Source organism: Roseomonas sp. E05 (assembly GCF_030063475.1).
Taxonomy (GTDB): Bacteria; Pseudomonadota; Alphaproteobacteria; order Acetobacterales; family Acetobacteraceae; genus Pseudoroseomonas.
The window spans coordinates 1-26,262 of the sequence record NZ_JASIRT010000022.1 but is presented as its reverse complement, the minus strand read 5'-3'; the positions used below and the strand labels follow the sequence as shown (position 1 = coordinate 26,262).

Genomic DNA, 26,262 nt, shown 5'->3' with positions numbered 1-26,262 from the left:
TCATTCTTCCGGCTCGGGCTCGGCATAGGCGCCGAGGATCTGCATGCGGGGGAAGGGCAGGGCGGCGAGGCGCGGGTCGGCCTCGGTGAGGAAGCCCTCCAGCTCGGCGAGCGCCATCGGGGTCGGCATGTCCTGGCGCAGCAGCCAGCGTGGCGCCAGGCCGGCGGCGGCGAGCGCCGCCTGGATGCGGGCGCGGGAATGCTCCGGCCCCGGCTCCAGGCGCAGCAGACTGCGGTCACGCCCGGTCGGCTCCGGCGCCAGCGGCGCCACGGCATAGGCCGGCGTGCCGCCATTCCCCTGCGGCGCCAGGAAGGGCAGGGCGAGCACGACGCGCAGGCGCGAAGGCTCCAGCTGCGCCCACCAGGCGGCCTCGGGGCGCTCGCCCTCCTGCGGGGCGGGCAGCACGGCGACGGCCGCCTCGCCATTGGCGACACTGGCCAGGGCGCGGGAGGGGGTGGCGTGCAGCTTCAGCGGGGTCGGCAGGCCGAAATGCGCCCGCGCCAGCCGGACCAGGGGCGAGTCGGCGCCCGGCTCGCCCGGTACCGCCACGGTGAAGGCACCCTGCTGCGCCAGAGAGGCGGCGATGATCTCGCGCCACAGCCGCACCACCGTGCCGCGCGCCAGGGCACCCCGGTTGCGCTCCAGCAGGCGGCGCAGGATCTCCGCCTCCCGCCCCGGGCGGAAGCTGGGCGCGCCGGCCTTCACCCGGCTGGCCGCCATATGCGCCACGATGTCGGCGCGGCGCATCAGCAGGTCGTGCAGGGCGTCGTCGATCCGGTCGATCTCGACGCGCAGGGAGGCCAGGTCGGGCGGGGTCTGGTCGGGCATGGCGGCAGGTCAGCAATAGAGCGGGTCAGCCATTACGCCAAGCGGTCAGCCAATCTGTGGACCTGCGCGCCCACCACCCCTATTGATCGGCACGCGATGACCGAGGCCACGCCCCCCCAGACCGTGCCTTCCCCCCCGGACCTCCAGGCGGAGGTGGCGCACCAGCATGTCCGCTTCCCCGAGGGACTGGCGCTGGACTGCGGCGCCGTGGTCGCGCCGCTCGACGTGGCCTATCGCACCTATGGCCGGCTGAACGCCACGCGCAGCAATGCCGTGCTGATCTGCCACGCCCTGACCGGCGACCAGTACCTGGCCGAGCGCCACCCCCTCACCGGCAAGCCGGGCTGGTGGGAGGCCATCGTCGGCCCGGGCAAGCCGATCGACACCGACCGCTTCTTCGTCATCTGCGCCAATGTGCTGGGCGGCTGCATGGGCTCCACCGGCCCGCGCTCGCTGATGACCGACAGCACCGGCACGACCCGCCCCTGGGGCACCGACTTCCCCAGCATCACCATCCGCGACATGGTGCGGGCGCAGTGCAAGCTGGTGGAGCATTTCGGCATCGCGCGTCTGCTCGCGGTGGTCGGCGGCTCGATGGGCGGCATGCAGGTGCTGGAATGGGCCGCCACCTACCCCGACATGGTCCATGCGGCGGCGCCGATCGCCACCGCCAGCTACCACAGCGCGCAGAACATCGCCTTCGACGAGGTCGGCCGCGCCGCCATCCATGCCGACCCGGACTGGCGCGGCGGCCGCTACTGGGAAGTGCCGGGGCTGATCCCGGCCAAGGGCCTCTCGGTGGCGCGCATGATCGCGCACATCACCTACCTCTCGGAGGAGGCGCTGGCGCGCAAGTTCGGCCGCCGGCTGCGCGGCGCCTCGGCGCTGACCTTCCTGGAGGACGTCTTCGAGGTGGAGAGCTACCTCCGCCACCAGGGCAGCACCTTCGTCCGCCGCTTCGATGCCAACGCCTACCTGACCATCACCCGGGCGATGGACTATTTCGACCTGGCGGAGGAGCATGGCGGCGACCTCGCGGCGGCCTTCCGCGGCACCCGCACCCGCTTCTTCGTGGCCAGCTTCAGCTCGGACTGGCTCTTTCCGACCAGCGAGAGCCGCGCCCTGGTGCGGGCCCTGAACGCCGCCGCCGCCAACGTCTCCTTCGTCGAGATCGCCTCGGACAAGGGACACGACGCCTTCCTGCTGCACGAGCCGGAGTTCCATGCGGCGCTCGGCGGCTTCCTGCGCGGGGCGGCGGAGCGCGTCGGCGTCTGAAGGCCAGGGGGCGCCGCCCCCTGGACCCCCGCCGGGGGGATAGTATCCCCCCCGGACCCCGCCTTTCCTGGCGCTCTGATTGGATGCTGCCGCCAAGGCCCGCAGGCGCTAGGTTGAGCCAACGAAACCAGGGAGGAAAGGCGCCATGCAAGCCAGGGCTGCCGGAGATCAACCGTCCGCAGGGCCGGCAAGCGCCGCAGGCCATCCGGGCTCCGGCCGCCGCCGCGCCGCCGAGACGCCCAAGGGCCGGCAGCTCGACCCCCAGGCGCTCGCCGAGGTGGAGGCGCTGCTCGGCGGCCGCCCGCGCCGCCGCGACCTGCTGATCGAGCACCTCCATCGCATCCAGGACCGGTACGGGCAGATCCCGGCAGCGCATCTGGCGGCGCTGGCCGAGCTGATGCGTCTCTCCCAGGCCGAGGTCTATGAGGTCGCCACCTTCTACGCGCATTTCGACGTGGTGAAGGAGGGCGCGCCGCCCCTGCCGCCGCTCGCGGTGCGCGTCTGCGACAGCCTGACCTGCGCCATGCATGGCGCGGAAGGGCTGATGACCGAACTGCAGGCGCAGGTGGAGTCGGAGGCGCGGGTGGTGCGCGCGCCCTGCCTCGGCCTCTGCGACCAGGCGCCGGTGGTCGAGGTCGGCCACCATTTCCTGCACCGGGCGGCGCCGGCCGCCGTGCTGGCGGCGATTCGCACCGGCGACACCCACCCGCATATGGCCGATTACGTGGATCACGACCGCTACCGTGCCGCCGGCGGCTACGCCCTGCTGGAGCAGGTGCGCGCCGGCACGCCGGATGCGGAGGCGGTGATCGCAGCCCTGGAGCATGGCGGGCTGCGCGGCCTGGGAGGCGCCGGCTTCCCGACCGGCCGCAAATGGCGCGCGATGCGCGGCGAGCCCGGCCCGCGCCTGATGGCGGTGAACGGCGACGAGGGCGAGCCCGGCACCTTCAAGGACCGCCACTACCTCAACACCGACCCGCACCGCTTCCTGGAAGGCATGCTGATCGGCGCGCATGTGGTCGAGGCGGAGGACGTCTACATCTATCTGCGCGACGAATACCCGCTGGCGCGCGAGATCCTGCTGCAGGAAATTCCGAAGCTGCCGCCGGGCGGGCCGCGCCTGCATCTCCGGCGCGGCGCCGGGGCCTATATCTGCGGCGAGGAATCCGCCCTGCTGGAAAGCCTGGAGGGCAGGCGCGGCCTGCCGCGCCACAAGCCGCCCTATCCCTTCCAGCGCGGCCTGTTCGGCCGCCCGACACTCATCAACAACGTCGAGACGCTCTACTGGGTGCGCGACATCCTGGAGCGCGGGCCGGACTGGTGGGCCGGGCAGGGGCGGCATGGCGGCAAGGGGCTGCGCTCCTTCTCCGTCTCCGGCCGGGTGCGCGAGCCGGGGGTGAAGCTGGCGCCCGCCGGCATCACGCTGCGCGAACTGATAGAAGAATTCTGCGGCGGCATGGCGGAGGGGCACCGTCTCGCCGCCTATCTGCCCGGTGGCGCCTCGGGCGGCATCCTGCCCGCCGCCCTGGCCGACCTGCCGCTGGATTTCGGCACGCTGGAGCAGCATGGCTGCTTCATCGGCTCGGCCGCGGTGATCGTGCTCTCCGACCAGGACGACCTGCGCGCCGCCGCGCTGAACCTGATGCGCTTCTTCGAGGATGAGAGCTGCGGCCAGTGCACCCCCTGCCGCGTCGGCACGCAGAAGGCGCGGATGCTGATGGAACGGCGGGACTGGGATGGGGAACTGCTCGCCGAGCTTGCGGCAGTGATGCGCGATGCCTCGATCTGCGGCCTCGGCCAGGCGGCGAGCAATCCGCTCGCCAGCCTGATGCGGCACTTTCCCGGGCTGGTGGAGGGGGTGCGATGAGCGAACGGATTCCCTTCGAGCTGGACGGCGCCGCCGTCGAGGCGCTGCCGGGCGAAACCCTCTGGGAGGCCGCGCGGCGGCTCGGCACCGAGATCCCGCATCTCTGCCACGCGCCTGAGCCGGGTTACCGGCCGGATGGCAATTGCCGCGCCTGCATGGTGGAGATCGAGGGCGAGCGCGTGCTGGCCGCGTCCTGCATGCGGCAGCCCAGCCCGGGCATGAAGGTGCGCAGCGCCAGCGCGCGCGCCGCCCGCGCCCGGCGGATGGTGATGGAACTGCTCGTGGCCGACCAGCCGGCGCGCGCGGCGGCGCATGACCCGGATTCCCGCTTCTGGGTCTGGGCGGACAAGAGCGGCGTGGAGGAAAGCCGCTTCCCCGCCGCGGAGCGGTGGGAGACGGATGCGAGCCATCCGGCGATGCGTGTCAATCTCGACGCCTGCATCCAGTGCAATCTCTGTGTGCGCGCCTGCCGCGAGGTGCAGGTGAACGACGTCATCGGCATGGCCTACCGCAATGCGGCGGCCAAGGTGGTGTTCGACTTCGACGACCCGATGGGCGCCTCCACCTGCGTCGCCTGCGGCGAATGCGTGCAGGCCTGCCCGACCGGCGCGCTGATGCCCGCCGCCTATCTGGACAACGAACAAAAACGCGCCGTCTGGCCGGACCGCAGCGTGGATTCGCTCTGCCCGTATTGCGGCGTCGGCTGCCAGGTCACCTATCAGGTGAAGGAGGACCGCATCGTCTATGCCGAGGGGCGGGACGGGCCGGCCAACCACCAGCGGCTCTGCGTGAAGGGGCGCTTCGGCTTCGACTACACGCGGCATCCGCACCGGCTGACGCAGCCGCTGATCCGTCTGCCCGGCGTGCCGAAGCGCGCGGACGACGCGGTTGATCCCGCCAATCCCTGGACGCATTTCCGCGCCGCGAGCTGGGAGGAGGCGCTGGACGTCGCCGCCGCCGGGCTGCGCCGGCTGCGCGATGAACACGGGCCGAAGGCGCTGGCCGGCTTCGGCTCGGCCAAGGGCTCGAACGAGGAGGCCTATCTTTTCCAGAAGCTGGTCCGTACCGGCTTCGGCAGCAACAACGTCGATCACTGCACGCGGCTCTGCCACGCCTCCTCCGTCGCGGCGCTGATGGAGGGGCTGAACTCGGCGGCGGTGACGGCGCCCTTCGCGGCGGCGCTCGATGCCGAGGTGATCCTGGTGATCGGCGCCAACCCGGCGGTGAACCATCCCGTCGCCGCGACCTTCATCAAGAACGCGGTGAAGCAGCGCGGCGCCAGGCTGGTGGTGATGGACCCGCGCGGGCAGAGCCTCTCCCGGCTGGCCACCCACCATCTCGCCTTCAAGCCGGGCAGCGACGTCGCGCTGCTGAATGCCATGCTGCACACCATCATCGAGGAAGGGCTGGCCGACGAGCAGTACATCCGCGGCTATACCGAGAACTACGAGCAACTGCGGGAGCGCATCCGCGACTTCCCGCCGGAGCGGATGGAGGCGGTCTGCGGCATTCCCGCCGCCACCCTGCGCGAGGTGGCGCGGCTCTATGCCCGCGCGCGGACGGCGATCATCTTCTGGGGCATGGGCGTCAGCCAGCACGTGCACGGCACCGACAATGCGCGCTGCCTGATCGCGCTGGCGCTCGTCACCGGGCAGATCGGCCGGCCCGGCACCGGGCTGCACCCGCTGCGCGGGCAGAACAACGTGCAGGGCGCCTCCGATGCCGGGCTGATCCCGATGGTGCTGCCGGACTACCAGCCGGTGGCGAAGCCGGAGATCCGCACGGCCTTCGAGCGCTACTGGGGTGCGGCGCTCGACCCGGAGCCGGGGCTGACGGTGGTGGAGATCATGAACGCCATCCAGGCCGGCAGCATCCGCGGCATGTATATCGAGGGCGAGAACCCGGCCATGTCGGACCCCGACCTGCACCATGCGCGCAGGGCCCTGGCGAAGCTGGAGCACCTGGTGGTGCAGGACCTCTTCCTCACCGAGACCGCCTTCCACGCCGATGTGGTGCTGCCTGCCTCGGCCTTCGCCGAGAAGGCCGGCACCTTCACCAACACCGACCGCCGCGTGCAGATGGCCCGCCCCGTGCTGCCGCTGCCCGGCGAGGCCCGGCAGGACTGGTGGATCATCCAGGAGATCGCGCGGCGGATCGGGCTGGACTGGAGCTATGCCGGCCCGCGTGAGGTCTTCGCCGAGATGGCGGCGGTGATGCCCTCCTTCGCCAACATCACCTGGGAGCGGCTGGAGCGGGAAGGGGCGGTGACCTACCCGGCGGAGGCGCCCGACCGGCCGGGCAACGAAATCCTTTTCGCGCAGGGCTTTCCGACCGCCAGCGGGCGGGCGCGGCTGGTGCAGGCCCAGGTCACGCCGCCGGATGAGGTGCCGGATGCCGAGTACCCGATGGTGCTTTCCACCGGCCGGGTGCTGGAGCACTGGCACACCGGCTCGATGACCCGCCGCACCGACGTGCTGGACCTGCTGGAACCCGAGGCGGTGGCGTTGCTCGCCCCGGCCGAGCTGCGCCGCCTCGGGCTGCCGCCCGGCGCGCGGGTGCGGCTGGAGACGCGGCGCGGCGCGGTGGAGCTGAAGGCGCGCGCCGACCGCGACGTGCCGGCGGGCATGGTGTTTCTGCCCTTCTGCTACGCCGAGGCGGCCGCCAACCTGCTGACCAACCCGGCGCTCGACCCCTTCGGCAAGATCCCGGAGTTCAAGTTCTGCGCGGTGCGGGTCTCCGCCCCGGAGGCAATCGGCGCCTGACGGCTTTCGGGGAGGCGCTGCCTCCCCGTGCGCGGCGGGGCGGAAGGATGGCGCGCCGGCATGACACGGATCAGTGCAACTGCGGCTCCCGTGCCTAGGCTGCAGCGCGCGCCGCCAGAACCTTCCTGCATTGGCCGGGCGCACAGCAAGGGGCCATGCGCCATGACATGCATTCTGATTGGCCTGTTCGACCGCAGCGGGGATGCTGATCAGGCCGTTGCCAGCCTGGTCCGCGCCGCCGGCAACGATCTCCAGGCCGTGGAGCTGTACGATGCCAAGCCCGGTCCGGAGCCGACCGAGCTGGGGAAGGTGTCCGTGGCCCTGGCCCGTCTCGGGCTGCCGGCGGAGGACGACATCCTGCTCCGGGAGGGTATCCGGCGTGGAGGCATCGTGCTGGCCGCCTGGATGGCCGAAAGCCATGTCGAGCGGGCGCTGGCGGTGTTCGAGGCCTGCGGAGCGGTGGATCTCGATGACCGGGAGGCCGCGCAGGACTCCGCGCGGGGTGGCGGGCCGTCGGGTCAGCACGGCTATACCGGCCATGACGAGGATATCGGCTTCGCCACCTTTGGCGGCGACGCGGTGCTGGGCCAGATCCCGCGGCGCCATCACGACGACACGCCTGCCGGCCTGGCGGGGCGGTTCGAAATGGCGGCCATGCGGCGCGACCCCGAGCGCAGCCGGGCGCAGGTGCGGGTTTATGTCGGGGAAGCCGGGGCGGCCCGGCGGCCCTGAGCGTCCGGCGCGGTGCGGCCTGCCCTGGCCAAAGGCGAGATGGCGCCTCAGGCAGGCATGATGCCCATGGCCGGCAGGCATCGTGGGTTCCCTGAGGCGCGGCGGCGCGCGGGATCACGAAGATGTTCGCGGCCCGGCGCCCTGGAAGCCTGAGGCAGCGCAGGGCACGGCGCCCGGCAGTCCGGCAGGCTTCGGCGCGTGAACCCGGTGAGGACGCTCCATGGCCATGCTACCCAGCGCAGGCGCCGCGCGCAGCCCGGAGCCCTTTCCCGCGGAGCCCTCCGCCGGGAAGGCGCTGCCGCCCGCCACGATCCGCAACGAGCCCATCGCGGAGCGGCTGCGCGAGGCGGCCGATCTCCTGTTGGCGCAAGGGGATGGGCCCTTCCGCGCCGCCGCCTACCGCCGGGCGGCGGAGGCCGTTCTGGCGCTGCCCCGGGAACTGGGCGTCATCGCCGCCGAGGGTGGACGGCCTGCGCTGGAGGCGATCCCCGGCCTCGGCCCCGCGATCGCCAGCGCCATCGCGGAGATGCTGGCGACCGGGCGATGGGCCTATCTCGAGCGGCTGCGCGGCGTGGCGGAGCCGGAGCAGTTGTTCTGCCTCGTTCCCGGCATCGGCCATGCGCTGGCGCGGCGCATCCACGAGGCGCTGCATCTCGAGACGCTGGAAGCCCTGGAGGTCGCGGCGCATGACGGGCGGCTGGCCAATCTCGCCGGCTTCGGCCCGCGCCGGGCCGCGGTGGTGCGCGCCGCGCTGACCAGGCTGCTCGGCCGCCTGCGGTCGGCGCCGCCCCGGGCTGCGGGCGAGCCGCCGGTGCCGCTGCTGCTGGACGTGGATGGCGAATACCGGCAGCGCAGCGCCTGCGGCGACCTGCCGCGCATCGCGCCGCGGCGCTTCAACCCGTCGGGGGAGGCCTGGCTGCCGGTGCTGCACACGCGGCGCGGCGACTGGCATTTCACCGCCCTCTACTCGAACAGCGCCCTCGCGCACCGGCTGGGCAAGGCGCGGGACTGGGTCGTTGCCTACTTCCACCGCGAAGGCTTCTCCGAGGGCCAGCGCACCGTCGTCAGCGAAAGCCGGGGGGATGCCCGGGGCCAGCGCATCGTGCGCGGGCGGGAGGCGGAGTGCGTGGCCACCGCTCCCACCGAGCATGCCGGGGGCACGAAGGCCGGCCCGGCGCGCGCCTGAGGGCCACGGGCATGCCCTACCGCAGCAACCGCGACCTGCCGGAGAACCTGCGCCGCATCCTGCCGGAGCATGCGCAGGACATCTACCGCGCAGCCTTCAACCATGCCTGGGCCGGCCTGGAGCGCGCGGAGGACGAGGCCGCCGCGCGCCGCATCGCCTGGGGCGCGGTGAAGCGCAGCTTCCGGAAAGTGGAGGGGCGCTGGGTTCCGAAGCCGTAAGCGGCACCGCTTCAGCGCCCGAGCAGGCGCTCCACCTCCTGCAGTATTCTCGCCTTGCTGGCCGGCTTGGCCACGAAGCCGTCATAGGCCATGGTGGCGGCGCGGATCTGCGCCTCGTCGGCGGCGCTCGACAGGATGATGGGCACGTGCCGCAGCTCGTCGCTGCTCCGGATGGCGGCGATCAACTCCGCCCCGTTCATCAACGGCATCATGTAGTCGGTGATCAGCAGGTCCGGCGGCGCGTTCGAGGCCGCGGCCAGGGCGGCCCGGCCGTTCGAGGCGACCTCGACCTCGTGCCCGTGATCCTCCAGCAGCATGCTGAGCGCCAGCGCGATGATGGCTTCGTCGTCCACGACCAGGATCCTCGCCATGGTGCGGCTAGTCCTGCGTCTCGCGCCGGGGGCGCGAGGGCGGTGCCGTCCAGGTGGGGGTGGCGAGGGTGGGCCCGTCTTCCGCGACCGCGATGCCGGTGCCGCCGATGGCGAAGTCGCGCGCGAAGGAATCGAAGGGCGAGCCGCGGACCTTGAGGATCGAGATCTGCCAGCGCAGCGCGCGCCCCTCATAGGAATGCCGGAGCAGGATGAGGTTGTCCATGAGCGCCGAGACCTCGTCCATCCGGACGTTGCCCGGGCCGAGCTGCCGCGGGGCCTCGGTAGACAGCAGGGAGGTCACGCCGAGCCGGCGCAGCTCGTTGCTCAGGGCGGTCAGGAAGGGATGGATACGCTGCGGATGGACGAAGGCCTCGCGGAGGCTGCCCAGCCCGTCCAGGAAAAGCCGCCGGACGCCGCGGCGGCGGATGGTGTCGAGCAGCTCGCAGCCCAGCTCGTCCGCCAGCTGCTCGATCGGCGGCCGCCAGAGGATCTCGACCACGCCTTTCCTCACCAGGCCGGGCAGGTCCATGCCCAGCATGGCCGCGCGCTCGCACAGCACCTCCGGGTCCTCGTAGAAGCCGAGCAGCAGGCCCGGCTCCGCCTCCGAGGCGAGGGAGAGGAAATGCAGGCCCATGGTGGTCTTGCCGCTGCCGGAAGGGCCGTGCACCAGCGTCGTCGAGGCGGCGGGCAGGCCGCCATGCAGCATGCTGTCGAGAGCGCCGATCCCGCTGGACAGGCGCCGGCCGTGCGCCGGCGGCGGGGCGGCGGGCCTCGGGACGGCGGCCTCGAGGCGCGGGAAAAGGGCGATTCCCTGGTCGGTGATGCGGAACTTGTGCTGGCCGATGAGGAAATGGCTGCCACGCATCTTCTTCACCTGCAGCGTGCGGGCCGCCCAGGCGCCGGTCGCCAGCTCCGACATCTCGATCCAGCCGTCCACCATCGTGTATTCGGGCGAGGAGGGATCGCGCCGCTCGTTGGTCAGGAGCAGCGCGGTGGCGCCCGCCATGCTGAGCTGGCCCTGCAGCTCGTGCACGAAGCGGCGGAAGGTGTTCTCCGTGTCCGCGAGGGCATGCACCACGAACAGCCCGTCGAGCACGAGGAAGCCGGCCTTCAGGCGGTTGAGCTCGTGCACGATCAGCCCCATCAGGGCGTCGAGCCCGCCCTCGTCGAGCGCCGCATAGCCGCTGCTGTAGTAGACCCGCTCGGGGATGAGGCTGCGGTCGAAGAAGCCGAGCGACTGGAGGTGCACGAACATCTGCGCGTGCGATTCGGAAAGCAGGGTCAGGTACAGGACCGACTCGCCGGCCTCCCTGGCGCGGTGGAAGGCGATCTGGTTCGCCAGGATGGTCTTTCCGGCTCCCGGGGAGCCCTGGACGATATAGGCGGAGCCCCGCAGCAGGCCGCCGTTCAGGACGAGGTCCAGTCCCGGAAGCCCTGTCGTGATCCGCTCTCCGTAGGTGCCGCTGATCATTGCCATGCCGGTGACGCTCTGCTGCCCTTCGATGCTCGGCGCCGGCGGAAAGCCGCTCGATGCTCGGCGCCGGCGGAAAGCCGCCGGTTCAGCCCCCCGCGTTTCCGCCCATCAGCCCCATGCGAGCCTCCTCGCCGGAACCGCGACGGCAGTGTTCCGGTTACAGGCGGGAGGCGCATCTGTCTGTCCGGTTGCTGACAAAAACGTGTGTTCCCGCTACTGGATGTGCCGCAAGGGGTGTTGCGTCCGCCGGTGCCGGCATGCGGAAGGAGGAAACGGCACGCCGCCTCGCGGCCGCGTCTTTGGAAGGCAGGAGGGAAGCGGTGCCTTGAGAACTCTCCCTCCCCCGACCTGGCCGGCAGGCCTCCGGCGGCAACACCGGAAGGCATGGGAGTGACGTCGGCCGCAGGCGAGGCGGGCAACCATCTGCTCGGCCTGCTTGGGACCAGGGATCGCGGCCGGCTGCGGCCCCTCCTGAGGCGCGCCACCGTGGCGCGGGGCGACATCCTGCAGGAGCGGGGCGAGCCGCTCGCGCAGGTGCTGTTCCCCATCGACTGCGTCCTTTCCTTCCTGCAGGTGATGGAGGATGGACTGTCGGTCGAGGTCGCCTCGATCGGCGCCGAGGGGGCCCTCGGCCTTGCCGCCCTGGCCGGCGAGGAGCTGGCCGCCGGGCGGGGCGTGGTGCAGGTGGCGGGCAGCATCTGGTGCGTCGAACTGCCTGCGCTGCGCCGGATGGTCGCCGAGAGTCCGGCGCTCGCGGCGCTTCTCCTGCGTTATCAGGCGCTGCTGATGCAGAAGGTGATGCAGTCGGTCGGCTGCAACCAGTTCCACACGGTCCGCCAACGGCTCAGCCGCTGGCTGCTGACCCTGTTCGACCGCGTGCAGGCGGACGAGCTGTCGCTGACGCATGAATTCATGTCCGAGGTGCTGGGCATCCGGCGCCCTACCATCAGCGAGCTGGCGGGGGAGCTGCAGGCAGCCGGCGTCATCGCCGCCCGGCGCGGGCGCGTCCTGCTGCGCGACCGCCGGCGGCTCGAGCGCCTGGCCTGCGAATGCTACCGTTGCGGGCAGAGGGACCATGCCGCCTTCCGCCGCGTGGCGGAGGCGCTGCCCGCGACCGACTGAGCCGGCGCCGCCGGCCGGCGCGCCGGGGCTTGCATTGCCGCGCCACCCATGCGTCCCATCCCCGCAGCTTCAGGGAGCACCGAGATGAAGGCCGCGAACGTCCTCGCCACCATCGGCAACACCCCGCATATCCGGCTCGGCCGCCTGTTTCCCGGCGCCGAGGTCTGGGTCAAGTCGGAGCGCGCCAATCCCGGCGGCTCGATCAAGGACCGCATCGGCCTGGCAATGGTCGAGGCCGCCGAGGCCGATGGCACCCTCAAGCCCGGCGGCACCATCATCGAGCCGACTTCCGGCAATACCGGCATCGGCCTCGCCATGGTGGCGGCGGTGAAAGGCTATCCGCTGATCCTCGTCATGCCGGAGAGCATGTCGGTCGAGCGCCGCCGGCTGATGCAGGCCTATGGCGCCCAGTTCGACCTGACGCCGCGCGAGAAGGGCATGAAGGGCGCCATCGCCCGGGCGGAGGAACTGGTGGCCGCGACGCCGGGCGCCTGGATGCCGCAGCAGTTCGAGAACCCGGCCAACATCGCCGTGCATGTCCGCACCACCGCGCAGGAGATCCTGGCCGATTTCCCGGACGGGCTGGACGTGCTGATCACCGGCGTCGGCACCGGCGGGCACATCACCGGCTGCGCCCAGGTGCTGAAGGAGAAATGGCCGGAGCTGAAGGTCTTCGCGGTGGAGCCGGCCGCCTCGCCGGTGATCTCCGGCGGCTCCCCGGCGCCGCATCCGATCCAGGGCATCGGCGCCGGCTTCGTGCCGGCCAACCTGCATACCGGCCTGCTGGACGGCGTCATCCAGGTCGAGGCGGAGGAGGCGAAGGACTATGCCCGCCGCTCGGCGCGGGAGGAGGGGCTGCTGGTCGGCATCTCCTCCGGGGCGACACTGGCGGCCATCGCGCGGAAGCTGGCCGAACTGCCCGCCGGCTCGCGCGTGCTCGGCTTCAACTATGACACCGGCGAACGCTACCTCTCGGTGCCGGACTTCCTGCCGGAGTGAGGGGCAGGGCTGGGCGGATCGCCCGCCTCAGCGCCCGGCCCGCACCTGCTCCGCCAGGAAGTCGATGAAGGCGCGGATGCGCGCGGCGAGATGCTCGTGCCCGGCGAAGACGGCGTGGATCGCCTCGATGTCCTCGGGGTTGTAGGCCTCCAGCACCGGCACCAGCGTGCCGGCCTCAAGGTCCGGCTGCACGTGGAACTGCCCGAGCCGGGCCAGCCCGACGCCGTCCAGGCAGAGCCGGCGCAGCACCGCGCCGTTGTTGGCATGCGCGGTGCCGGAGACCGGGCGGGCGAAAGCGGCGCCGCTTTGCGGGTCGCGGAAGGGCCAGTCGTCCTGGCTGCGGCGGAAGTTGAAGCGCAGACAGTTGTGGCGGTCGAGATCCTCCGGCCGCGCCGGCGTGCCGTGCCGTGCCAGGTAGTCCGGCGCGGCGATGATGACGCGGCGGCTCTCCAGGATCCTGCGCGCCTTCAGGCTTGAGTCGCGCAGTGGCCCCGAGCGGATGGCGATGTCCGTACGCTCCTCGACAAGGTCGATGACGCTGTCGCTCAGCGAGAGGTCCAGTTCCACCAGCGGATAGCGGCGCAGGAATTCGGGCACCACCGGGACGATGCAGCGCATGCCGAAGCCGACCGAGGCATTGACCCGCAGCCGGCCGCGCGGTGCCGCCCGGGCACCGCCGGCGATGATCCGCTCCGCCTCCTCGATCTCGGCCAGGATGCGCTGTGCCCGGGCGAGATAGGCCTCGCCCTCCGGCGTCAGTTGCAGCGCGCGGGTGGAGCGCACCAGCAGGCGCGTGCCCAGCCGGTCCTCGATGCGGGTGACAAGCTTGCTGACCGCCGAGGGCGAGAGACCCAGCCGCCGTCCGGCGGCGGAGAAGCTGCCCAGAGCGGCCGCCTGCGCGAAGACCTCCATCTCGCCCGCGCGGTTGTCCATCCGGCCCACCTGTGAATTCGATTCAAAGGCATTGGTCCATTACCCGGAGTTCCCGCGCAAGCCGGCCACGCGCATCTCTGCCGCCATGAACCGCAACCCGGCGGAGCCAGCCTCCCGCCCGATGCGCCCGCCACCCCGGCGGATGGAGACCGACACACCATGCCTCCTGCCCTCTTCGCCTTGACGATCGCGGCCTATGCGATCGGCACCACCGAATTCGTCATCGTCGGTCTGTTGCCGACGGTGGCCAATGACCTTGGCATCACCCTGCCGCTGGCCGGGCTGATCGTCAGCGTCTATGCGCTCGGCGTCACCTTCGGCGCGCCCGTCATCACCGCGCTGACCGGCCGGCTCCCGCGCAAGACCCTGCTGCTCGGCCTGATGGCGCTGTTCATCCTCGGCAATGCCGCCGCGGCGCTCAGCCCGGGCTATGCGTGGCTGCTGGCGGCGCGCGTGCTTTCGGCCTTCGCGCATGGCGTCTTCTTCTCGGTCGGCGCCACCATCGCCGCCGACCTGGTGCCGGAGAACCGGCGCGCCTCGGCCATCGCCATGATGTTCATGGGGCTGACCGTCGCCATCGTCACCGGCGTGCCGCTCGGCACCTTCATCGGCCAGACCCTCGGCTGGCGCGCCACCTTCTGGGCCGTCGCCGGACTGGGCGTCATCGCCTTCGCGGGCATCGCGGCGCTGCTGCCGCGCGGCCTCTCCCGCGCGGCGCCCGCCAGCCTGGTGGAGCAGGTCCGCGTGCTGGGCAGCGGACGGCTGCTGCTGGTCTTCGCCATGACGGCGCTGGGCTATGGCGGCACCTTCGTCACCTTCACCTTCCTCGCCCCGATGCTGCAGCAGGTGACCGGCTTCGCGCCCGCCCATGTCAGCCTGATCCTGGTGCTCTATGGAGCCGCCATCGCGGCGGGGAACCTCGCCGGCGGCCGCATCGCCGACCGCGACCCGGTGCGGGCGCTGACCGGCCTCTTCGCGGCCCAGGCCGTGGTGCTGCTGCTGTTCAGCGCCACCGCCGCCTCGCCCGTCTGGGCGCTGGTGACGCTGGCGGCGATGGGATTCCTCTCCTTCGCCAACGTGCCGGGGCTGCAGCTCTATGTCGTGCAGCTCGCGCGGCAGCACCGGCCGGGCGCGGTGGACGTCGCCTCGGCGCTGAACATCGCCGCCTTCAATCTCGGCATCGCCTTCGGCGCCTGGATCGGCGGGCTGGTGGTGGAGAGCCCGCTCGGCATCGGCGCGACGCCCTGGGTGGGCGCCATCCTGGTCGCCGCCGCGCTGGGCCTGACGGTCTGGAGCGGCGTGCTGGACCGCCGGCCCCGGCCGCTCGGCCAGCCGGCCTGAGGGGAGCGCCTTCCCCTCCGGGCGGCGCTCAGGTGAGGGCGGCGAAGGCCTCGCAGCGCTTGGTCGGGCCGGAGACGATGAGCAGGTCGCCGGGCTGGATCGTGGTTTCCGGCCTGGCGTAGGTGAAGTCCTCCCGCGGCCGCTTCACGCCGACGACGGTGACGCCGTAGCGGCTCCGCAGGGCGCATTCGGCGAGGGTCTTGCCGAAGGCCTCGCGCGGCGCCCGCGTCTTGACGATGGCGAAGCCGTCGTCGAACTCGATGAAGTCGATCATCTTGCCGGTGACGAGATGGGCGACGCGCTCGCCCATCGCCGCCTCCGGGTAGATGACGTGGTGCGCGCCGGTGCGTTCCAGGATGCGCCCGTGCTTCGGGCCGAGCGCCTTGGCCCAGATGTCCCGCACCCCCAGCTCGCTGAGCGCGAGCACGGTGAGCACGCTGGCCTCGATGTCCGTGCCGATGCCGACCACGGCGCGGCCGAACTCATGCACGCCGAGCCGGCGCAGCGTGTCGCCCTCGGTGGTGTCGGCCTGCACGACATGGGTGAGGCGGTCGGCCCAGGACTGCACCAACTCGGCATCCTCGTCGATGGCGAGGACCTCGTGCCCGAGCTGCACCAGCGATTCGGCCACGGCGCCGCCGAAGCGGCCAAGGCCGATGACCACGACGCCGTCGCCGTCCTCATGTGCGGGATTAGCCAACGATGGGGCGCTCCTCTGGATAGCGATAGGGCCGCTGGCGGCTGCGCAGGGCGAGGCCGACCGCGACCGTGGTGGTGCCGACGCGGCCCAGGAACATCAGCAGCATGATGATCGTCTGGCCGGCGGGGGGCAGGCTGCCGGTGATGCCGGTGGAGAGCCCGACCGTGGCGAAGGCGGAGATGACCTCGAACAGCACGTCCCGCAATGCGAAGGTGGTCACGCTCAGCAGCGCCAGGGTGGCGATGCCCACCAGCGCCGCCGCCAGCAGCATGACCGCCAGGGCCTGCCGCTGGACCTCCGGGGAGACGCGGCGGCGGAAGGCGGTGGCATCCGGCTCGCCGCTGATCTCCGCCCAGGCGACCAGGCCGAGCACGAGGACGGTCGTCACCTTCACGCCGCCCGCCGTGCCGGCGCTGCCGCCGCCGATCAGCATCAGCGCGAAGCTGACGATGAAGCTCTCCGGCCGCATCGCGCCCACCTCCAGCGTGTTGAAGCCGGCGGTGCGCAGGATGGTGGCGTGGAAGGCGGCGTTGAGCAGCCGGCCCCCCGGCCCGAAGGGGCCGAGGGTGGCCGGGTTGCTCCACTCATAGGCCAGCACCGCCAGCGTGCCGGCGAGCAGCAGCCCCGCCGTTCCCACCAGGGTGAGCTTGCTGTGCATGGACCAGCGGGCCGGCCGGAGCGGCGCGCGCCGCATCTCGTGCAGGACCGGGAAGCCGATGCCGCCGAGGATCACCGCCGCCATGATCGGGCCGAGGACCAGCGGGTCGCGCGCGAAGGCCATCAGGCTGTCGGAATAGGTCGAGAAGCCGGCGTTGTTGAAGGCGGAGACAGCCAGGAACAGCCCGTGCCAGGCGGCATCGGCCCAGGGCTCCCCATGGGCGAGGTGCAGCCGCGCGGCGAGGGCGGCGGCGGTGGCCAGCTCCATGCCGGCCGTCACCGCCAGGATCAGCCGCAGCACCGCGACGACGTCACCCAGGGCAAGGCTGCGGGTTTCCGCCTGCGCGATCAGCCGGGTGCCGAGCCGGAGACGTCTGGTGACCAGAAGGCCGAGCAGGGTGGCGCCGCTCATGATGCCGAGCCCGCCGATCTGGAACAGGCCCAGGATCACCGCCTGCCCGAAGCCGGACCAGTAGGTCGGCGTATCCTGCACCACGAGGCCGGTGACGCAGACGGCGGAGGTGGCGGTGAACAGCGCGGTGAGGAAGGGCGCGCCACCCCCGCCGGCCCGGGCGGCCGGCAGCATCAGCAGGGCCGTGCCGGCCAGGATGGCGAGAAGGAAGGCCAGCGGCACCAGCCGGGCCGGATGCTGAAGGGTGCGGGGCAAGGCGGTCCTCTTCGCCGTCAGGAGCGAAGGCTTTAGGCCACTGCTCCCGGGAGGCGCCAGGGGGCCACCCAGGGGAAGGCCACCAAGAGGGAGGCGCGGGAGGCGCCTCGCCCGTGCTTGCCCGGCAAGCCCTCCCGCGCGGCCCTAGCGCGGCGTGGCTCCACCTGCCGGCACCGTGCTGTCGCTGGGGGGCGGCGTGGCGGTGCCGCCACCCGACACCGGAGACGGCGTGTCCGAGGAAGGCGCCGCCGGGCTGGCGGCAGACGGCGTTTCGGGGCGGCTTTCCGCCGGAGGCGTGGGGGAAGTGCCAGAGACTGGCGCCACGGTGCCGGCGCCACCCTGTCCCGCGCTGCTGGCGGCCTTCGCTGAGGCTTCCAGCGCCTGCAGCCGCTGCTCGGCCGACTGCACCTGCGCGGCCAGCCGCTGGCGCCGCTGGTCGAGGCCGTCATTTTCCCGCTGCAAGGCTTGGTTGGCGGTGGTGATGCGGTCGGCCTCCTGGCGCAGGTTCTGCACGGCCGCATTGGCCTGCTCGGCCTCGCTGCGCGCCCTGGTCAGCCGCGCCTCCGCCTCGGCGACGGCCTTGTTGCGCTCCGTCAGGCTGGCCTCGGCCCTCTGCAGCTCCTCCTGGACAGTGCTCAGGCGGCGTTCGGCCTCCTCGCGCTGCTGCTGGCGCTGCTCGGCGATGCGCTGCGCCTCCTCGGCGCTGCTGCGGATGCCGTCCAGGTTGCGCTGGGCGGCCTCGGCCTGCTGCTGCAGCCCGGCGAGGCGCGTCTCGGCACTGCGGATCGCGGTGTTCAGCTCGGTGCGGCGGGTGGTGAGGGCGGCCACCGCGTCGGTCGCCTCCTGGCGGGCGGCGGTCTGGCGGGTGATGTCGGCCTGCAACTGCTGCAGCTCCTGCCGGCGTTGCGCCAGCGTGGCCTCCTCCCGGGTCAGGCCCTCGCGCACGCCCTCCGCCCGTTGGCGCAGGCCATTCAGCCGCTCCTCCTGCTGCGAGGCCTGGCCGGTCAGCTCGGTCCAGCGACGCTCCAGCGCCTGCAGGCGGGTGGAGGACTGCTCGATCTGGCGCGTGGCCTCCTGCAGCTTGGCCTGCGCCTCGCCCACGGCGGCGGTGCGGCGGCCAAGCTCCGCCTGGGCGGCCTCGGCGGACTGCTGCGCCTGCCTCAACCGCGCCTCGATCTGCGACAGCGCCTCGCGCCGGGCGGCCAGTTCCGACTCGGCGCGCGCCCGGTCGTCACCCAGGCGCTGCAGGCGACCCTGCTCGCTCTCGCTGCCCTGCGAGAGCGAGCTGAGGCGCTGCTCCGCCGCGGCGATCTCGGCGCGGATGGAGGCGACCCGTCGCGCCGCCTCGGCGCGGGCGCGCTCGGTGGCGCTGCGCGCGGCGCGGGCCTCGGCCAGCCGTGCGTTGAGGGCATCGAGGTCCTGTGCCGCCTGTCGCTGGGACGTCAGCGTGGCCTCCATCTCGGCCACCCGCTTCTCCAGGGTGGCGACGCGGCGCTCCGCCGTTGCCAGGGCCTGCTCCCGCGCGTTCACGGTGGCGGTCCGCTCGATGGTGATGCCGCAGCCGGCGGTGGCGAGCGAAAGGGAAAGAGCGAGTGTCAGGGAAAGAGGCTTTCGCAGCCACTGGGCCGTCATCTTCGTTGCATCCCCCATCGTCGGCGCCGGAAGCCGGCCGCATGGCCCGGTCGCTGGTTGTCGGCTGCTTGACCGTAGCCGCCTTCCTCCGGCTCTGGAATGGCAGTCATGCATCCCGCGCCGGAGCATTGGGGGGAGGGAGGCGCCGGCGGCAGCGGGAAAGGCGAAGAGCGGAGGAAGGAATTCCCCCTAACCCCCAGCTTTTCCGCGGGCGCCGGCGCTTGCGGCCCATGCCGCGCCAGATCTGGCAAAGGGAAGATGGGGTTTGGAGGAGTTCCTTCCCCCGACCTTTTTCACGGCAGCCCCGCCAGGCGCAGCCCTTCGGCGTAGTGGGCGCGGTCGGTCTCGCCGCGCACCGGGGTGCGCCGCAGCGCCTTGGCCACGGTGAAGTCAGGCTCGATCGCCAGCAGCCGCGCGCGCAGGGCCGCCGCCTCCTCCCGTGCGCCGAGATGGCCGAGGGCGGAGAGATAGGTCTTGTAGGGGTAGCTGAATTCGGGGCGCAGGGCGACGCAGGCGCGGCCCACCGCCGCCGCCTCGGCGTGGCGCCCGAGCAGCAGCAGCGGGATGCCGCGCGCGGCGTCGAAGAAGAAGGCGTGCGGATGGCAGGGCGAGAGGGCGGCGTAGCGGCCGAGCTGCGCCAGGGCCGTCTCGTGGCGGCCGAGATAGCTCTCCGCCATGCCGGAGAAGACCCAGGCCATGGCGAGGTTGGGGTTCAGCGCCAGGGCGCGGGCGTGCAGCTCGGCCGCCTCCCGCACCTCGTGGTGCAGGAAGGCGCGCACATGGCCGTGGATGGTCAGCGCCTGCGCGTCCATCGGGTCGAGCGCGCTGGCATGGCGGGCCAGCCGCTCCGCCTCCTGCATGCTGGCGGCCTCGTCCGCCGCCCAGCCCTGGCCGACCAGGAAGAGGTGCCAGTAGGCGTGCCAGGCATGCGCCTGGGCATAGTCGGGCTCCAGCGCCGCGGCCTCGGCGAGCCAGCGCCCGGCGGCCAGGAAGCCTTCGCGGTCGAGCCGGTGGATCGCCGGGATGGCGCGCAGCAGGAGGTCGTAGGCGCCGCTGCTGGCCGGGCGGGCGGCGGCGCGGTTGGCCTCGATGAGCAGGATCTCGGGGTCGATGCGGGCGACCACGGCGGCGGCCACCTCGTCCTGCAAGGCCAGCAGGTCGCCGGCCGGGCGGTCGAAGCGCTGGCTCCAGACCAGGCCGGGCGGGTCGCGCAGGTCGGTCAGGCGCAGCGTCACGCGCAGCGTCTCGCCGCCGCGCTGCACCGTGCCACTGAGCAGATAATCGAGCCGCAGCGCGCGCGCCGCGGCCTCCGCGCCGTCGCGCGCCGCCTGCCCGGCCAATGAGGTGCTGTCCGCCACGAAGACCCAGCGGAAGCGGGCGAGCGCGGCACCGATCTCTTCCGCCAGGCCGATGCCGAGATGCGCCGCGACGCCTTCGCCCAGCAGCGCCAGCGGCGCCACGCCCAGCCGGGCGCCACGCTGTGCCGGCTGCCGCGGGATGGGCGGCGCGGCGACAGGAGGGCCGGCCTCGGCGCGCAGGGCGCGGGCCAGCGCCTCGGTCTGCGGCGAGGGCGGGGCGCCGAAGCGGCCGATCAGCAGCGCGCGGCAGGCTTCATAGGCGGTGAGGGCAGCGCCACGATCCCCCTGGGCCAGCCGCAGGCGGATCAGGGTCTGCCAGGCGACCTCCCGCGTGGGGTCGATGCGCAGCAGGCGCTCCGCGGCCTCCAGCTCCGCCTCGGGGCCGAGAGCGGCGGCCAGCAGGGCGGCGGCGCGGGTGGCGGCGCCCTCCTGCAAGGCGGCGCGCTGCTGCGCCAGCCAGGCGTCGAAGGCAGGGTCCAGCCCGTCGAGATCGGGCAGCAGCGTGCCCGAGAGCAGGTCGAGCGCCGCAGGTTCGGCCTCGGCGCGCAGCACGGCCAGGGCATCCACCCAGACCTGCTCGCCCCGCAGCAGCAGGGAATCGCGCCCGGATTGCAGCAGGGGGCCGCCCTCCGGCGTGCCGATGCCGGACAGCGCCGCCTGAAGCTCGTGCAGGGCCTGGCGCAGCGAGCCGCGCTGCTGTTCCTCGCCGCGGCGGGACCAGAGCAGCTCGGCCAGCCGGACGCGCGGCACCGGCTGGCCCAGCGCCATGCCGAGCACGGCGAGCAGGGCGCGTGCCTTGCGCGAGCGGGGCAGCACGGTGCGGCTGGAGAGGGTCCAGGCCTCCATCAGCCCGATCAGTCCCAGCCGCAGCAGCGGGGCCGGCAGGGGCGGCGCAGTCCCCGGCCCCGCGGGCGGCGAACCCTCGCCATGCCCTGTCTCAACCAGCGTGCCGGAAGCCATGCACGCGAGAGTAGCGGATGGAGCCCTTCTGTCACGCGAGGAAACGCGGGCACGCGAGGAAACGCGGGCGGCTCAAGGCCGGGGGGCGCGGCTGGCGATCTCGCCGCCCTTTTGCTGCGGTTCGGCGGCGCGAACCGCAGCACAGAGGGCACGCTCCGCATCCTCCAGCTCGAAGGCCACGAAGTCGCGCTCGATCGCTTCGGCGAGGCTGCCCGGAGCTTCCTCGGCGCGCAGCCGCAGGGTCTGCGCCCGCTCCCGGCAGAGCATGTAGTGATGGGCCTTCGCATAGATGGCCAGGAGGCTGTCCAGGCTCTGCCGCACAGCAGGAAAGGTCATGTTCTCGGTCATGGTCGGCGGTTCCGCTCGTGCCTCAGGAGTCTGGCGGCACCCTATCCGGCGCGGGGCAGGGGAGCGCGTCATTCCGTCGCGACGAGCGTCAAAGCGGCGTCAAATCGTGAGGAGGGAAGATTGACGACCGAAATAAGAAAAAAATCCTTGTTCTCGACTAATTTATGCATAAAGTCCGTCTCGCCAAGGGCGAACTGCGCCCTGGGCAATTCCCCTCCCCCTCCCTCCAAGACCCCGCTCCACCGCCCTGCCCCCCGCAGGGCGGCCCGGGCGCGGCTTGGCCTGACCCCGGAAGACCTCCATGCAGAAGCTCTCCTCCACCGACCTTCGTGACGCTGGCCGGGTGCGCTTCGGCGCCGGCATGCGCGCCCCTGCGGCGCTGCCCGCCGGCCTGGCGCCGGCTGCCCCGTCCAACCCGGCGCAGCGGCCTGGCCACCCCGCCATGCTGCTGCCCCCGGCGGCGGTGGCGGATGCCGGGCGGGTGCGCTTCGGCGCGGGGATGCGCCGCGGCTGAGCCTCGTCTGACTCCATCAGGCCGGGGGCATCCGCTCCCGGTCCTTTGCGCCGTCTCGCCGCAGGGCTTCTCGCCATGACCTTCGCCGCTCCTTGCGTCACCTTCCACCGCATGATCGAGGCCGCCCCGATGCCGGTGCGGGCCGACCGCTCCGGCCTGGGCAGCCTGCCCATCCGGGCCATGCGTCATTGTGACGCGATCGCCAGCGCCGCCGGCTTCGGCTGGCACCTGCACGCACCGATGGATTTCCGCCTGCTCTGGGACGGGGCGCAGATCTGGTGGCATTGCGAGGGCCTGGAGGATTGGCTGCCGCTCGGCGCCGCGCAGTTCCCGCATTTCGCCGGGCGGTTCGACGCCGCCGCACCCGAGGCCGTGCGCGGCTACGCGCCGCCCTTCCTGACCGCGTTGCAGGAACCGGGCGTGGTGCAACTCTGGACCGGACTGGCGGCGCGCACCGCGCCGGGCTGGAGCCTGCTGCTGCGGCCGCTGGCCAATGTGCCGCGCCACCCCTGCTACGAGCCCTACGAAGGCCTGATCGAGGCCGACCACTGGTTCGGGCCGCTGTTCACCAATCTGCGCCTGACCCGCACCGGCACGCCGATCGAGTTCCGCCGTGCCGAGCCGCTGCTGCAGGCGCAGCCGGTGCCGCAGATGGCCTATTCCGAGACGGTGCTGGGCGGCGCCGGCATGACCCCCGCCCTGGAGATGCTGACCGAGGCCGACTGGGCCGACTACCACCGCTCCATCGTGGCGCCGAACCAGGACCCGGCGCACCGTCCGGGGACCTATGCCGCCGAGGCACGCCGCCGCCGGCGTGGCGGCTGCCCGCATCTGGCGCGCCAGCAGGCCGAGGCGGCGCCGCCGGCGTAGGAAAGGGAGCGGGGGAAGGAATTCCTTCAACCAAACCTACAGGCTCGGCCCATCTTCTTTTGTCAGCTTGGCTCCGCCTCGCCGCAAGCGCCGGAGACTTGAAGAAAAAAGATGGGGGTCTGGGGGAATTCATTCCCCCAGGCTTTTCATTCCCCCAGGCTTCTAGCCTTCCAGCCGCACATTCGCGTCGCGGGCGACGCCGCGCCATTTGGCCATCTCGCCCCGGATGAAACTGCTGAACTCCTCCGGCGTGCCGGGTGCCGGGAAGCCGCCCATCTCCACCATGCGCCTGGCAATGGCGGGGTCGCGCAGGATGGCGACCACATCGGCGTTGATGCGCGCCAGGATGGCGGGCGGCGTCGCGGCGGGTGCCACCAGCCCGGACCAGCCCAGCGCCTCGTAACCGGCGAGGCCGCTCTCGGCGACGGTGGGCGTATCGGGGAGTTGCTTCACCCGCTCGCGCCCGGTGATCGCCAGCGCGCGCACCCGGCCGGACTGCACCTGCGGCAGCGCGCTGGCCAGGCTGTCCATCATCAGCGGGACGTTGCCGGCGATCAGGTCGGCCATGGCCGGGCCGCTGCCGCGATAGGGCACATGCGTCATGCGGACCCCGGCGCGGTGCGCCAGCATCTCCATCGCCAGGTGCTGCGCCGTGCCCGGTCCGGCGGAGGCGTAGTTCAGCCGCCCCGGCTCCTCCTTCGCGCGCGCCAGCACGGTGCGCAGGCTGTCCAGCCCGGAGGCCGGATGCGCGACCACCACCAGCGGCAGAGTGAAGATGTTGCTGATGGCGGCGAAGTCGCGCTCCGCGTCGTAAGGCAGGTTCGGCAGCACGGACGGATTGATGCCGAGCGTGCCGGAGGTGCCGACAACCAGGGTGTAACCGTCCGGCGTGGCGCGAGCCCCGGCCTCCATGCCGACCGCACCCGCGCCGCCCGCCCTGTTTTCCACGAAGACACGCTGCGGCCAGCGCTTGGAAAGCTCGTCGGCCACCAGCCGGCCGAACAGGTCGGCGGCCTGGCCGGGGGGGAAGGGCACGATCATCCGCACCGGCCGGTCGGGATAGCCCGCATCCGCCGACTGCGCCCGCACCGCGTGCGGCCCCAGCCCCGCCAGGGCGGCGGCGCCCAGCAGGCCGCGGCGGGTTGCTCCTTTCCACATCTGCGTCTTCCTCCCGTTTGGCGCGGCGCTTCCGGCCGCGTTTCCCGCGCCGCCACGGGCCGTGAAGCCCTTCGCCCGGCGCCGTTCCCTCTTGACGCGGGCATCCTGGCACCGTCAACAATGCATACGCAAAAGAATTCATAAGGCGTGCATGACCGCCGCGGCGGTCGCTCGCCTCAGCCAGGGAGGCGCCGTGACGTCCGCTCCGAGATCCCGCCACACGGAGGTTCCGCGCGCGCCCGGCGCCGCCGAGCTGGCGCATGCGCGGCTCAAGACCCTGATCCTGGACAATGCCCTGCCGCCCGGCGCGCAGCGACTGGAGAGCGAGCTGGCGCTGCAGCTCGGCCTTTCGCGGACGCCGGTGCGCGAGGCGCTGGTGCGGCTGCAGCAGGAAGGATTGGTGGAGATCACGCCGCGGCACGGCATGCGCGTGCAGCCGATCGCCGCCGCTGACATGCGCGAGATCTACGAGGTGCTGAACAGCCTGGAACCGACGGCGGCCGAGCTGCTGGCCCGCCGCCCCGATCCCGCCGCCGGGCTGGAGCGGCTGGATGCCGCCTGCGCCGCCATGGAGCAGGCCCTCGCCGCGCAGGACCGCCGCGCCTGGGCGGCGGCCGATGAGGCCTTCCATCTCGGCCTGGTCGAGCTGTGCGGCAACCGGCGGCTGGCGGGCATGGTGATGCAGGTCTGGGACCAGTCGCACCGCGCCCGCATGTTCACGTTGCACCAGCGCCCGCTGCCGGCGCGCAGCACCGCCGAGCATCGCCGCGTGCTCGATGCGATCGCCGCCGGCGAGGCCGAGCGGGCCCGCGAACTGTACCACCGGCACCGCCGCCGCAGTGGCGCGGAACTCGTCTCCCTCATCGAACGGAGTGGCGTGGCATGGCTGTGACCCGCAACGCAGTGCATATCGCCTTGATGCCGGGCGACGGCATCGGCACGGAAGTCACCGAGGCCTGCGTCGCGGTGCTGCAGCCGCTGGCGAAGCGGCACGGGCTCGGCCTCGATTTCGAGCGGCTGCGCGCCGGCGCCATGGCCTATCGCGACACCGGCAGTGCCATGGACGAGGCGACCTTCGAGCGCGCCCGTGCCGCCGACGCCATCCTGCTCGGCGCCATGGGCTGGCCTGGCATCCGCTACCCCGACGGCACCGAGATCGCGCCGCAGCTCGACCTGCGCTTCCGCCTTGGCCTCTATGCCGGGGTGCGGCCGATCCGTGCGCTGCCGGGCGTGCCGGTGGCGCTCGCCGATCCGCGCGCCATCGGCATCGACATGGTGATCCTGCGCGAGAGCACCGAGGGGCTTTTCGCCGCGCGTGGCCGCGGCGAGGTCATCGAGGACCGCGAGGCGCGCGACACGATGGTGATCACCCGCGCCACCACCGAGCGGCTTTCGCATTTCGCCTTCGAGCTGGCGCGCCGGCGGGCGGCGCGGCGCGGCCGGCGCGGGCTGGTCACGCTGGTGGACAAGGCCAATGTCTTCACCGGTTTCGCCTTCATGCGGAAGGTGTTCCACGAGGCGGCGGCGCACCACCCGGACGTGACCGCGGCGCATCACTACATCGACGCCATGGCGCTCGACATGGTCCGCCGCCCCTGGGAGTTCGACGTGCTGCCGACCGAGAACATGTTCGGTGACATTCTCTCCGATCTCGGCGCCGGGCTGATCGGCGGCATGGGCTTCGCGCCCTCGGCCGATATCGGCGGCGATCATGCCGTGTTCCAGCCGAGCCACGGCACCGCGCCGGACATTGCCGGCAAGGGCGTGGCCAACCCGACCGCGATGCTGCTCTCCGCGGCGATGATGCTGGACTGGCTCGGCACGCGCGGCGCCGGCGAAGCCTGGTGCGAGGCGGCGGCGGAGCTGGAGGCGGCGGTGGACACCGCCTTCGCCTCCGGCCTGCGCACGCCCGATATCGGCGGGCGTGCCGGAACGGGCGAGGTGGCGCGGGTGGTCGCAGGACATATCGGGGCGCGGGTGCCGGCGGCAGGCACGGCCTGAACCGGGGGAAGGCCTCCCAGGCAAGAAGATCGGGGGAATGAATTCCCCCATTCCCTTCTTTTTCTTCGGGTTTGCTGTGCCGGCGGCAAGCGCAGCCCTGTACTGATAAAAAGAAGATAGGGGGTCCGGGGGGAATTCTTTCCCCCCGCGCTTTTTCCTGCAGGTGCTAACACTACCTGGGCATTTCGGTTGAGTGCTGGGAGATCATGTGCGACGCTGCCTTGCGGAGGCAACGTCGATGACGAACATCCCTGGTGGTGGCGCTGACCTGGACCGCTGGCTGGCGCCG

23 protein-coding genes are annotated in these 26,262 nt (G+C 72.3%); 13 read left to right on the top strand and 10 right to left on the bottom strand.

Annotated elements, in window-relative coordinates; genetic code table 11:
- Entirely contained in the window at positions 1-828 is an 828-nt protein-coding gene (locus QMO56_RS18565) for a chorismate mutase (RefSeq protein ID WP_283528174.1), read from the bottom strand.
- A 96-nt stretch (positions 829-924) separates the two neighbouring features.
- Here QMO56_RS18565 and QMO56_RS18560 point away from each other — a divergent pair, with 96 nt between their 5' ends.
- From QMO56_RS18560 to QMO56_RS18535, 6 genes are all read left to right on the top strand, one after another.
- Positions 925-2,103 carry a homoserine O-acetyltransferase gene (locus QMO56_RS18560; protein ID WP_283528172.1) on the top strand — a complete coding sequence of 393 codons (1,179 nt, stop codon included), beginning with the start codon at positions 925-927 and terminating at the stop codon, positions 2,101-2,103.
- Between the two features lie 145 nt (positions 2,104-2,248).
- Positions 2,249-3,970, top strand: a complete 1,722-nt coding sequence (locus tag QMO56_RS18555) for an NAD(P)H-dependent oxidoreductase subunit E (protein WP_283528170.1) — start codon at positions 2,249-2,251, stop codon at positions 3,968-3,970.
- Positions 3,967-6,732 (top strand): formate dehydrogenase subunit alpha, encoded by a 2,766-nt coding sequence (gene fdhF / locus QMO56_RS18550; RefSeq protein ID WP_283528168.1) that lies wholly within the window; start codon positions 3,967-3,969, stop codon positions 6,730-6,732. The genes QMO56_RS18555 and fdhF overlap by 4 nt, the downstream gene beginning before the upstream one ends.
- 162 nt (positions 6,733-6,894) lie before the next feature.
- Entirely contained in the window at positions 6,895-7,464 is a 570-nt protein-coding gene (locus QMO56_RS18545; RefSeq protein ID WP_283528166.1) for a hypothetical protein, read from the top strand.
- A gap of 226 nt (positions 7,465-7,690) precedes the next feature.
- Entirely contained in the window at positions 7,691-8,650 is a 960-nt protein-coding gene (locus QMO56_RS18540; protein WP_283528164.1) for a helix-hairpin-helix domain-containing protein, read from the top strand.
- 11 nt (positions 8,651-8,661) lie between these two features.
- Positions 8,662-8,868 (top strand): ChaB family protein, encoded by a 207-nt coding sequence (locus QMO56_RS18535; RefSeq protein WP_283528163.1) that lies wholly within the window; start codon positions 8,662-8,664, stop codon positions 8,866-8,868.
- An 11-nt stretch (positions 8,869-8,879) separates the two neighbouring features.
- Here QMO56_RS18535 and QMO56_RS18530 read toward each other — a convergent pair whose 3' ends face one another.
- Together QMO56_RS18530 and QMO56_RS18525 are read right to left on the bottom strand one after the other, a co-directional pair.
- On the bottom strand, positions 8,880-9,239 hold the full coding sequence (locus QMO56_RS18530) for a response regulator (protein ID WP_283528161.1): 360 nt from the start codon (positions 9,237-9,239) through the stop codon (positions 8,880-8,882).
- Positions 9,240-9,246: 7 nt separating this feature from the next.
- Complete coding sequence (locus QMO56_RS18525; protein ID WP_283528159.1) at positions 9,247-10,716, bottom strand: ATPase domain-containing protein; 1,470 nt, start codon at positions 10,714-10,716, stop codon at positions 9,247-9,249.
- A 387-nt stretch (positions 10,717-11,103) separates the two neighbouring features.
- On the opposite strand from QMO56_RS18525, the gene QMO56_RS18520 reads away from it, so the two are divergent.
- On the top strand, positions 11,104-11,835 hold the full coding sequence (locus QMO56_RS18520; protein ID WP_283528156.1) for a Crp/Fnr family transcriptional regulator: 732 nt from the start codon (positions 11,104-11,106) through the stop codon (positions 11,833-11,835).
- A gap of 84 nt (positions 11,836-11,919) precedes the next feature.
- Positions 11,920-12,834 (top strand): cysteine synthase A, encoded by a 915-nt coding sequence (gene cysK, locus QMO56_RS18515; RefSeq protein ID WP_283528155.1) that lies wholly within the window; start codon positions 11,920-11,922, stop codon positions 12,832-12,834.
- A 27-nt stretch (positions 12,835-12,861) separates the two neighbouring features.
- Here cysK and QMO56_RS18510 read toward each other — a convergent pair whose 3' ends face one another.
- On the bottom strand, positions 12,862-13,767 hold the full coding sequence (locus tag QMO56_RS18510; RefSeq protein ID WP_283528153.1) for a LysR family transcriptional regulator: 906 nt from the start codon (positions 13,765-13,767) through the stop codon (positions 12,862-12,864).
- Positions 13,768-13,926: 159 nt separating this feature from the next.
- On the opposite strand from QMO56_RS18510, the gene QMO56_RS18505 reads away from it, so the two are divergent.
- Positions 13,927-15,108: an MFS transporter gene (locus tag QMO56_RS18505; RefSeq protein ID WP_283528151.1), complete on the top strand. Its 1,182-nt coding sequence runs from the start codon at positions 13,927-13,929 to the stop codon at positions 15,106-15,108.
- A 28-nt stretch (positions 15,109-15,136) separates the two neighbouring features.
- Here the strand turns inward: QMO56_RS18505 and QMO56_RS18500 are convergent, their stop codons facing one another.
- From QMO56_RS18500 to QMO56_RS18480, 5 genes are all read right to left on the bottom strand, one after another.
- A complete protein-coding gene (locus QMO56_RS18500; RefSeq protein ID WP_283528149.1) occupies positions 15,137-15,808 on the bottom strand; it encodes a TrkA family potassium uptake protein in 672 nt (223 codons plus the stop codon).
- Positions 15,801-17,132, bottom strand: a complete 1,332-nt coding sequence (locus tag QMO56_RS18495) for a TrkH family potassium uptake protein (RefSeq protein WP_283528146.1) — start codon at positions 17,130-17,132, stop codon at positions 15,801-15,803. Before QMO56_RS18495 ends, QMO56_RS18500 begins: the two co-directional genes overlap by 8 nt.
- Before the next feature lie 144 nt (positions 17,133-17,276).
- Entirely contained in the window at positions 17,277-18,764 is a 1,488-nt protein-coding gene (locus QMO56_RS18490) for a hypothetical protein (protein ID WP_283528144.1), read from the bottom strand.
- Between the two features lie 293 nt (positions 18,765-19,057).
- Positions 19,058-21,082: a BTAD domain-containing putative transcriptional regulator gene (locus QMO56_RS18485; protein ID WP_283528142.1), complete on the bottom strand. Its 2,025-nt coding sequence runs from the start codon at positions 21,080-21,082 to the stop codon at positions 19,058-19,060.
- A 72-nt stretch (positions 21,083-21,154) separates the two neighbouring features.
- Positions 21,155-21,430 carry a hypothetical protein gene (locus QMO56_RS18480; RefSeq protein ID WP_283528140.1) on the bottom strand — a complete coding sequence of 92 codons (276 nt, stop codon included), beginning with the start codon at positions 21,428-21,430 and terminating at the stop codon, positions 21,155-21,157.
- A 301-nt stretch (positions 21,431-21,731) separates the two neighbouring features.
- On the opposite strand from QMO56_RS18480, the gene QMO56_RS18475 reads away from it, so the two are divergent.
- Positions 21,732-21,944 carry a hypothetical protein gene (locus QMO56_RS18475; RefSeq protein WP_283528138.1) on the top strand — a complete coding sequence of 71 codons (213 nt, stop codon included), beginning with the start codon at positions 21,732-21,734 and terminating at the stop codon, positions 21,942-21,944.
- A 75-nt stretch (positions 21,945-22,019) separates the two neighbouring features.
- Positions 22,020-22,814, top strand: a complete 795-nt coding sequence (locus QMO56_RS18470) for a DUF6065 family protein (RefSeq protein WP_283528136.1) — start codon at positions 22,020-22,022, stop codon at positions 22,812-22,814.
- A 162-nt stretch (positions 22,815-22,976) separates the two neighbouring features.
- Here the strand turns inward: QMO56_RS18470 and QMO56_RS18465 are convergent, their stop codons facing one another.
- Positions 22,977-23,972 carry a tripartite tricarboxylate transporter substrate binding protein gene (locus tag QMO56_RS18465; RefSeq protein ID WP_283528134.1) on the bottom strand — a complete coding sequence of 332 codons (996 nt, stop codon included), beginning with the start codon at positions 23,970-23,972 and terminating at the stop codon, positions 22,977-22,979.
- A gap of 193 nt (positions 23,973-24,165) precedes the next feature.
- On the opposite strand from QMO56_RS18465, the gene QMO56_RS18460 reads away from it, so the two are divergent.
- Both QMO56_RS18460 and QMO56_RS18455 read left to right on the top strand, forming a co-directional pair.
- Positions 24,166-24,864: a GntR family transcriptional regulator gene (locus QMO56_RS18460; RefSeq protein WP_283528132.1), complete on the top strand. Its 699-nt coding sequence runs from the start codon at positions 24,166-24,168 to the stop codon at positions 24,862-24,864.
- Positions 24,855-25,973, top strand: coding sequence for an isocitrate/isopropylmalate dehydrogenase family protein (locus QMO56_RS18455; protein ID WP_283528131.1), 1,119 nt, complete (start codon positions 24,855-24,857; stop codon positions 25,971-25,973). The genes QMO56_RS18460 and QMO56_RS18455 overlap by 10 nt, the downstream gene beginning before the upstream one ends.
- Positions 25,974-26,262 lie beyond the last annotated feature (289 nt).

Coding starts and splice junctions, on each gene's coding strand:
- QMO56_RS18565 (WP_283528174.1), bottom strand. CDS start 828: ATGCCCGACCAGACCCCGCCCGACCTGGCCTCCCTGCGCGTCGAGATC.
- QMO56_RS18560 (WP_283528172.1), top strand. CDS start 925: ATGACCGAGGCCACGCCCCCCCAGACCGTGCCTTCCCCCCCGGACCTC.
- QMO56_RS18555 (WP_283528170.1), top strand. CDS start 2,249: ATGCAAGCCAGGGCTGCCGGAGATCAACCGTCCGCAGGGCCGGCAAGC.
- fdhF (WP_283528168.1), top strand. CDS start 3,967: ATGAGCGAACGGATTCCCTTCGAGCTGGACGGCGCCGCCGTCGAGGCG.
- QMO56_RS18545 (WP_283528166.1), top strand. CDS start 6,895: ATGACATGCATTCTGATTGGCCTGTTCGACCGCAGCGGGGATGCTGAT.
- QMO56_RS18540 (WP_283528164.1), top strand. CDS start 7,691: ATGCTACCCAGCGCAGGCGCCGCGCGCAGCCCGGAGCCCTTTCCCGCG.
- QMO56_RS18535 (WP_283528163.1), top strand. CDS start 8,662: ATGCCCTACCGCAGCAACCGCGACCTGCCGGAGAACCTGCGCCGCATC.
- QMO56_RS18530 (WP_283528161.1), bottom strand. CDS start 9,239: ATGGCGAGGATCCTGGTCGTGGACGACGAAGCCATCATCGCGCTGGCG.
- QMO56_RS18525 (WP_283528159.1), bottom strand. CDS start 10,716: ATGGCAATGATCAGCGGCACCTACGGAGAGCGGATCACGACAGGGCTT.
- cysK (WP_283528155.1), top strand. CDS start 11,920: ATGAAGGCCGCGAACGTCCTCGCCACCATCGGCAACACCCCGCATATC.
- QMO56_RS18510 (WP_283528153.1), bottom strand. CDS start 13,767: ATGGACAACCGCGCGGGCGAGATGGAGGTCTTCGCGCAGGCGGCCGCT.
- QMO56_RS18505 (WP_283528151.1), top strand. CDS start 13,927: ATGCCTCCTGCCCTCTTCGCCTTGACGATCGCGGCCTATGCGATCGGC.
- QMO56_RS18490 (WP_283528144.1), bottom strand. CDS start 18,764: ATGACGGCCCAGTGGCTGCGAAAGCCTCTTTCCCTGACACTCGCTCTT.
- QMO56_RS18485 (WP_283528142.1), bottom strand. CDS start 21,082: ATGGCTTCCGGCACGCTGGTTGAGACAGGGCATGGCGAGGGTTCGCCG.
- QMO56_RS18480 (WP_283528140.1), bottom strand. CDS start 21,430: ATGACCGAGAACATGACCTTTCCTGCTGTGCGGCAGAGCCTGGACAGC.
- QMO56_RS18475 (WP_283528138.1), top strand. CDS start 21,732: ATGCAGAAGCTCTCCTCCACCGACCTTCGTGACGCTGGCCGGGTGCGC.
- QMO56_RS18470 (WP_283528136.1), top strand. CDS start 22,020: ATGACCTTCGCCGCTCCTTGCGTCACCTTCCACCGCATGATCGAGGCC.
- QMO56_RS18465 (WP_283528134.1), bottom strand. CDS start 23,972: ATGTGGAAAGGAGCAACCCGCCGCGGCCTGCTGGGCGCCGCCGCCCTG.
- QMO56_RS18455 (WP_283528131.1), top strand. CDS start 24,855: ATGGCTGTGACCCGCAACGCAGTGCATATCGCCTTGATGCCGGGCGAC.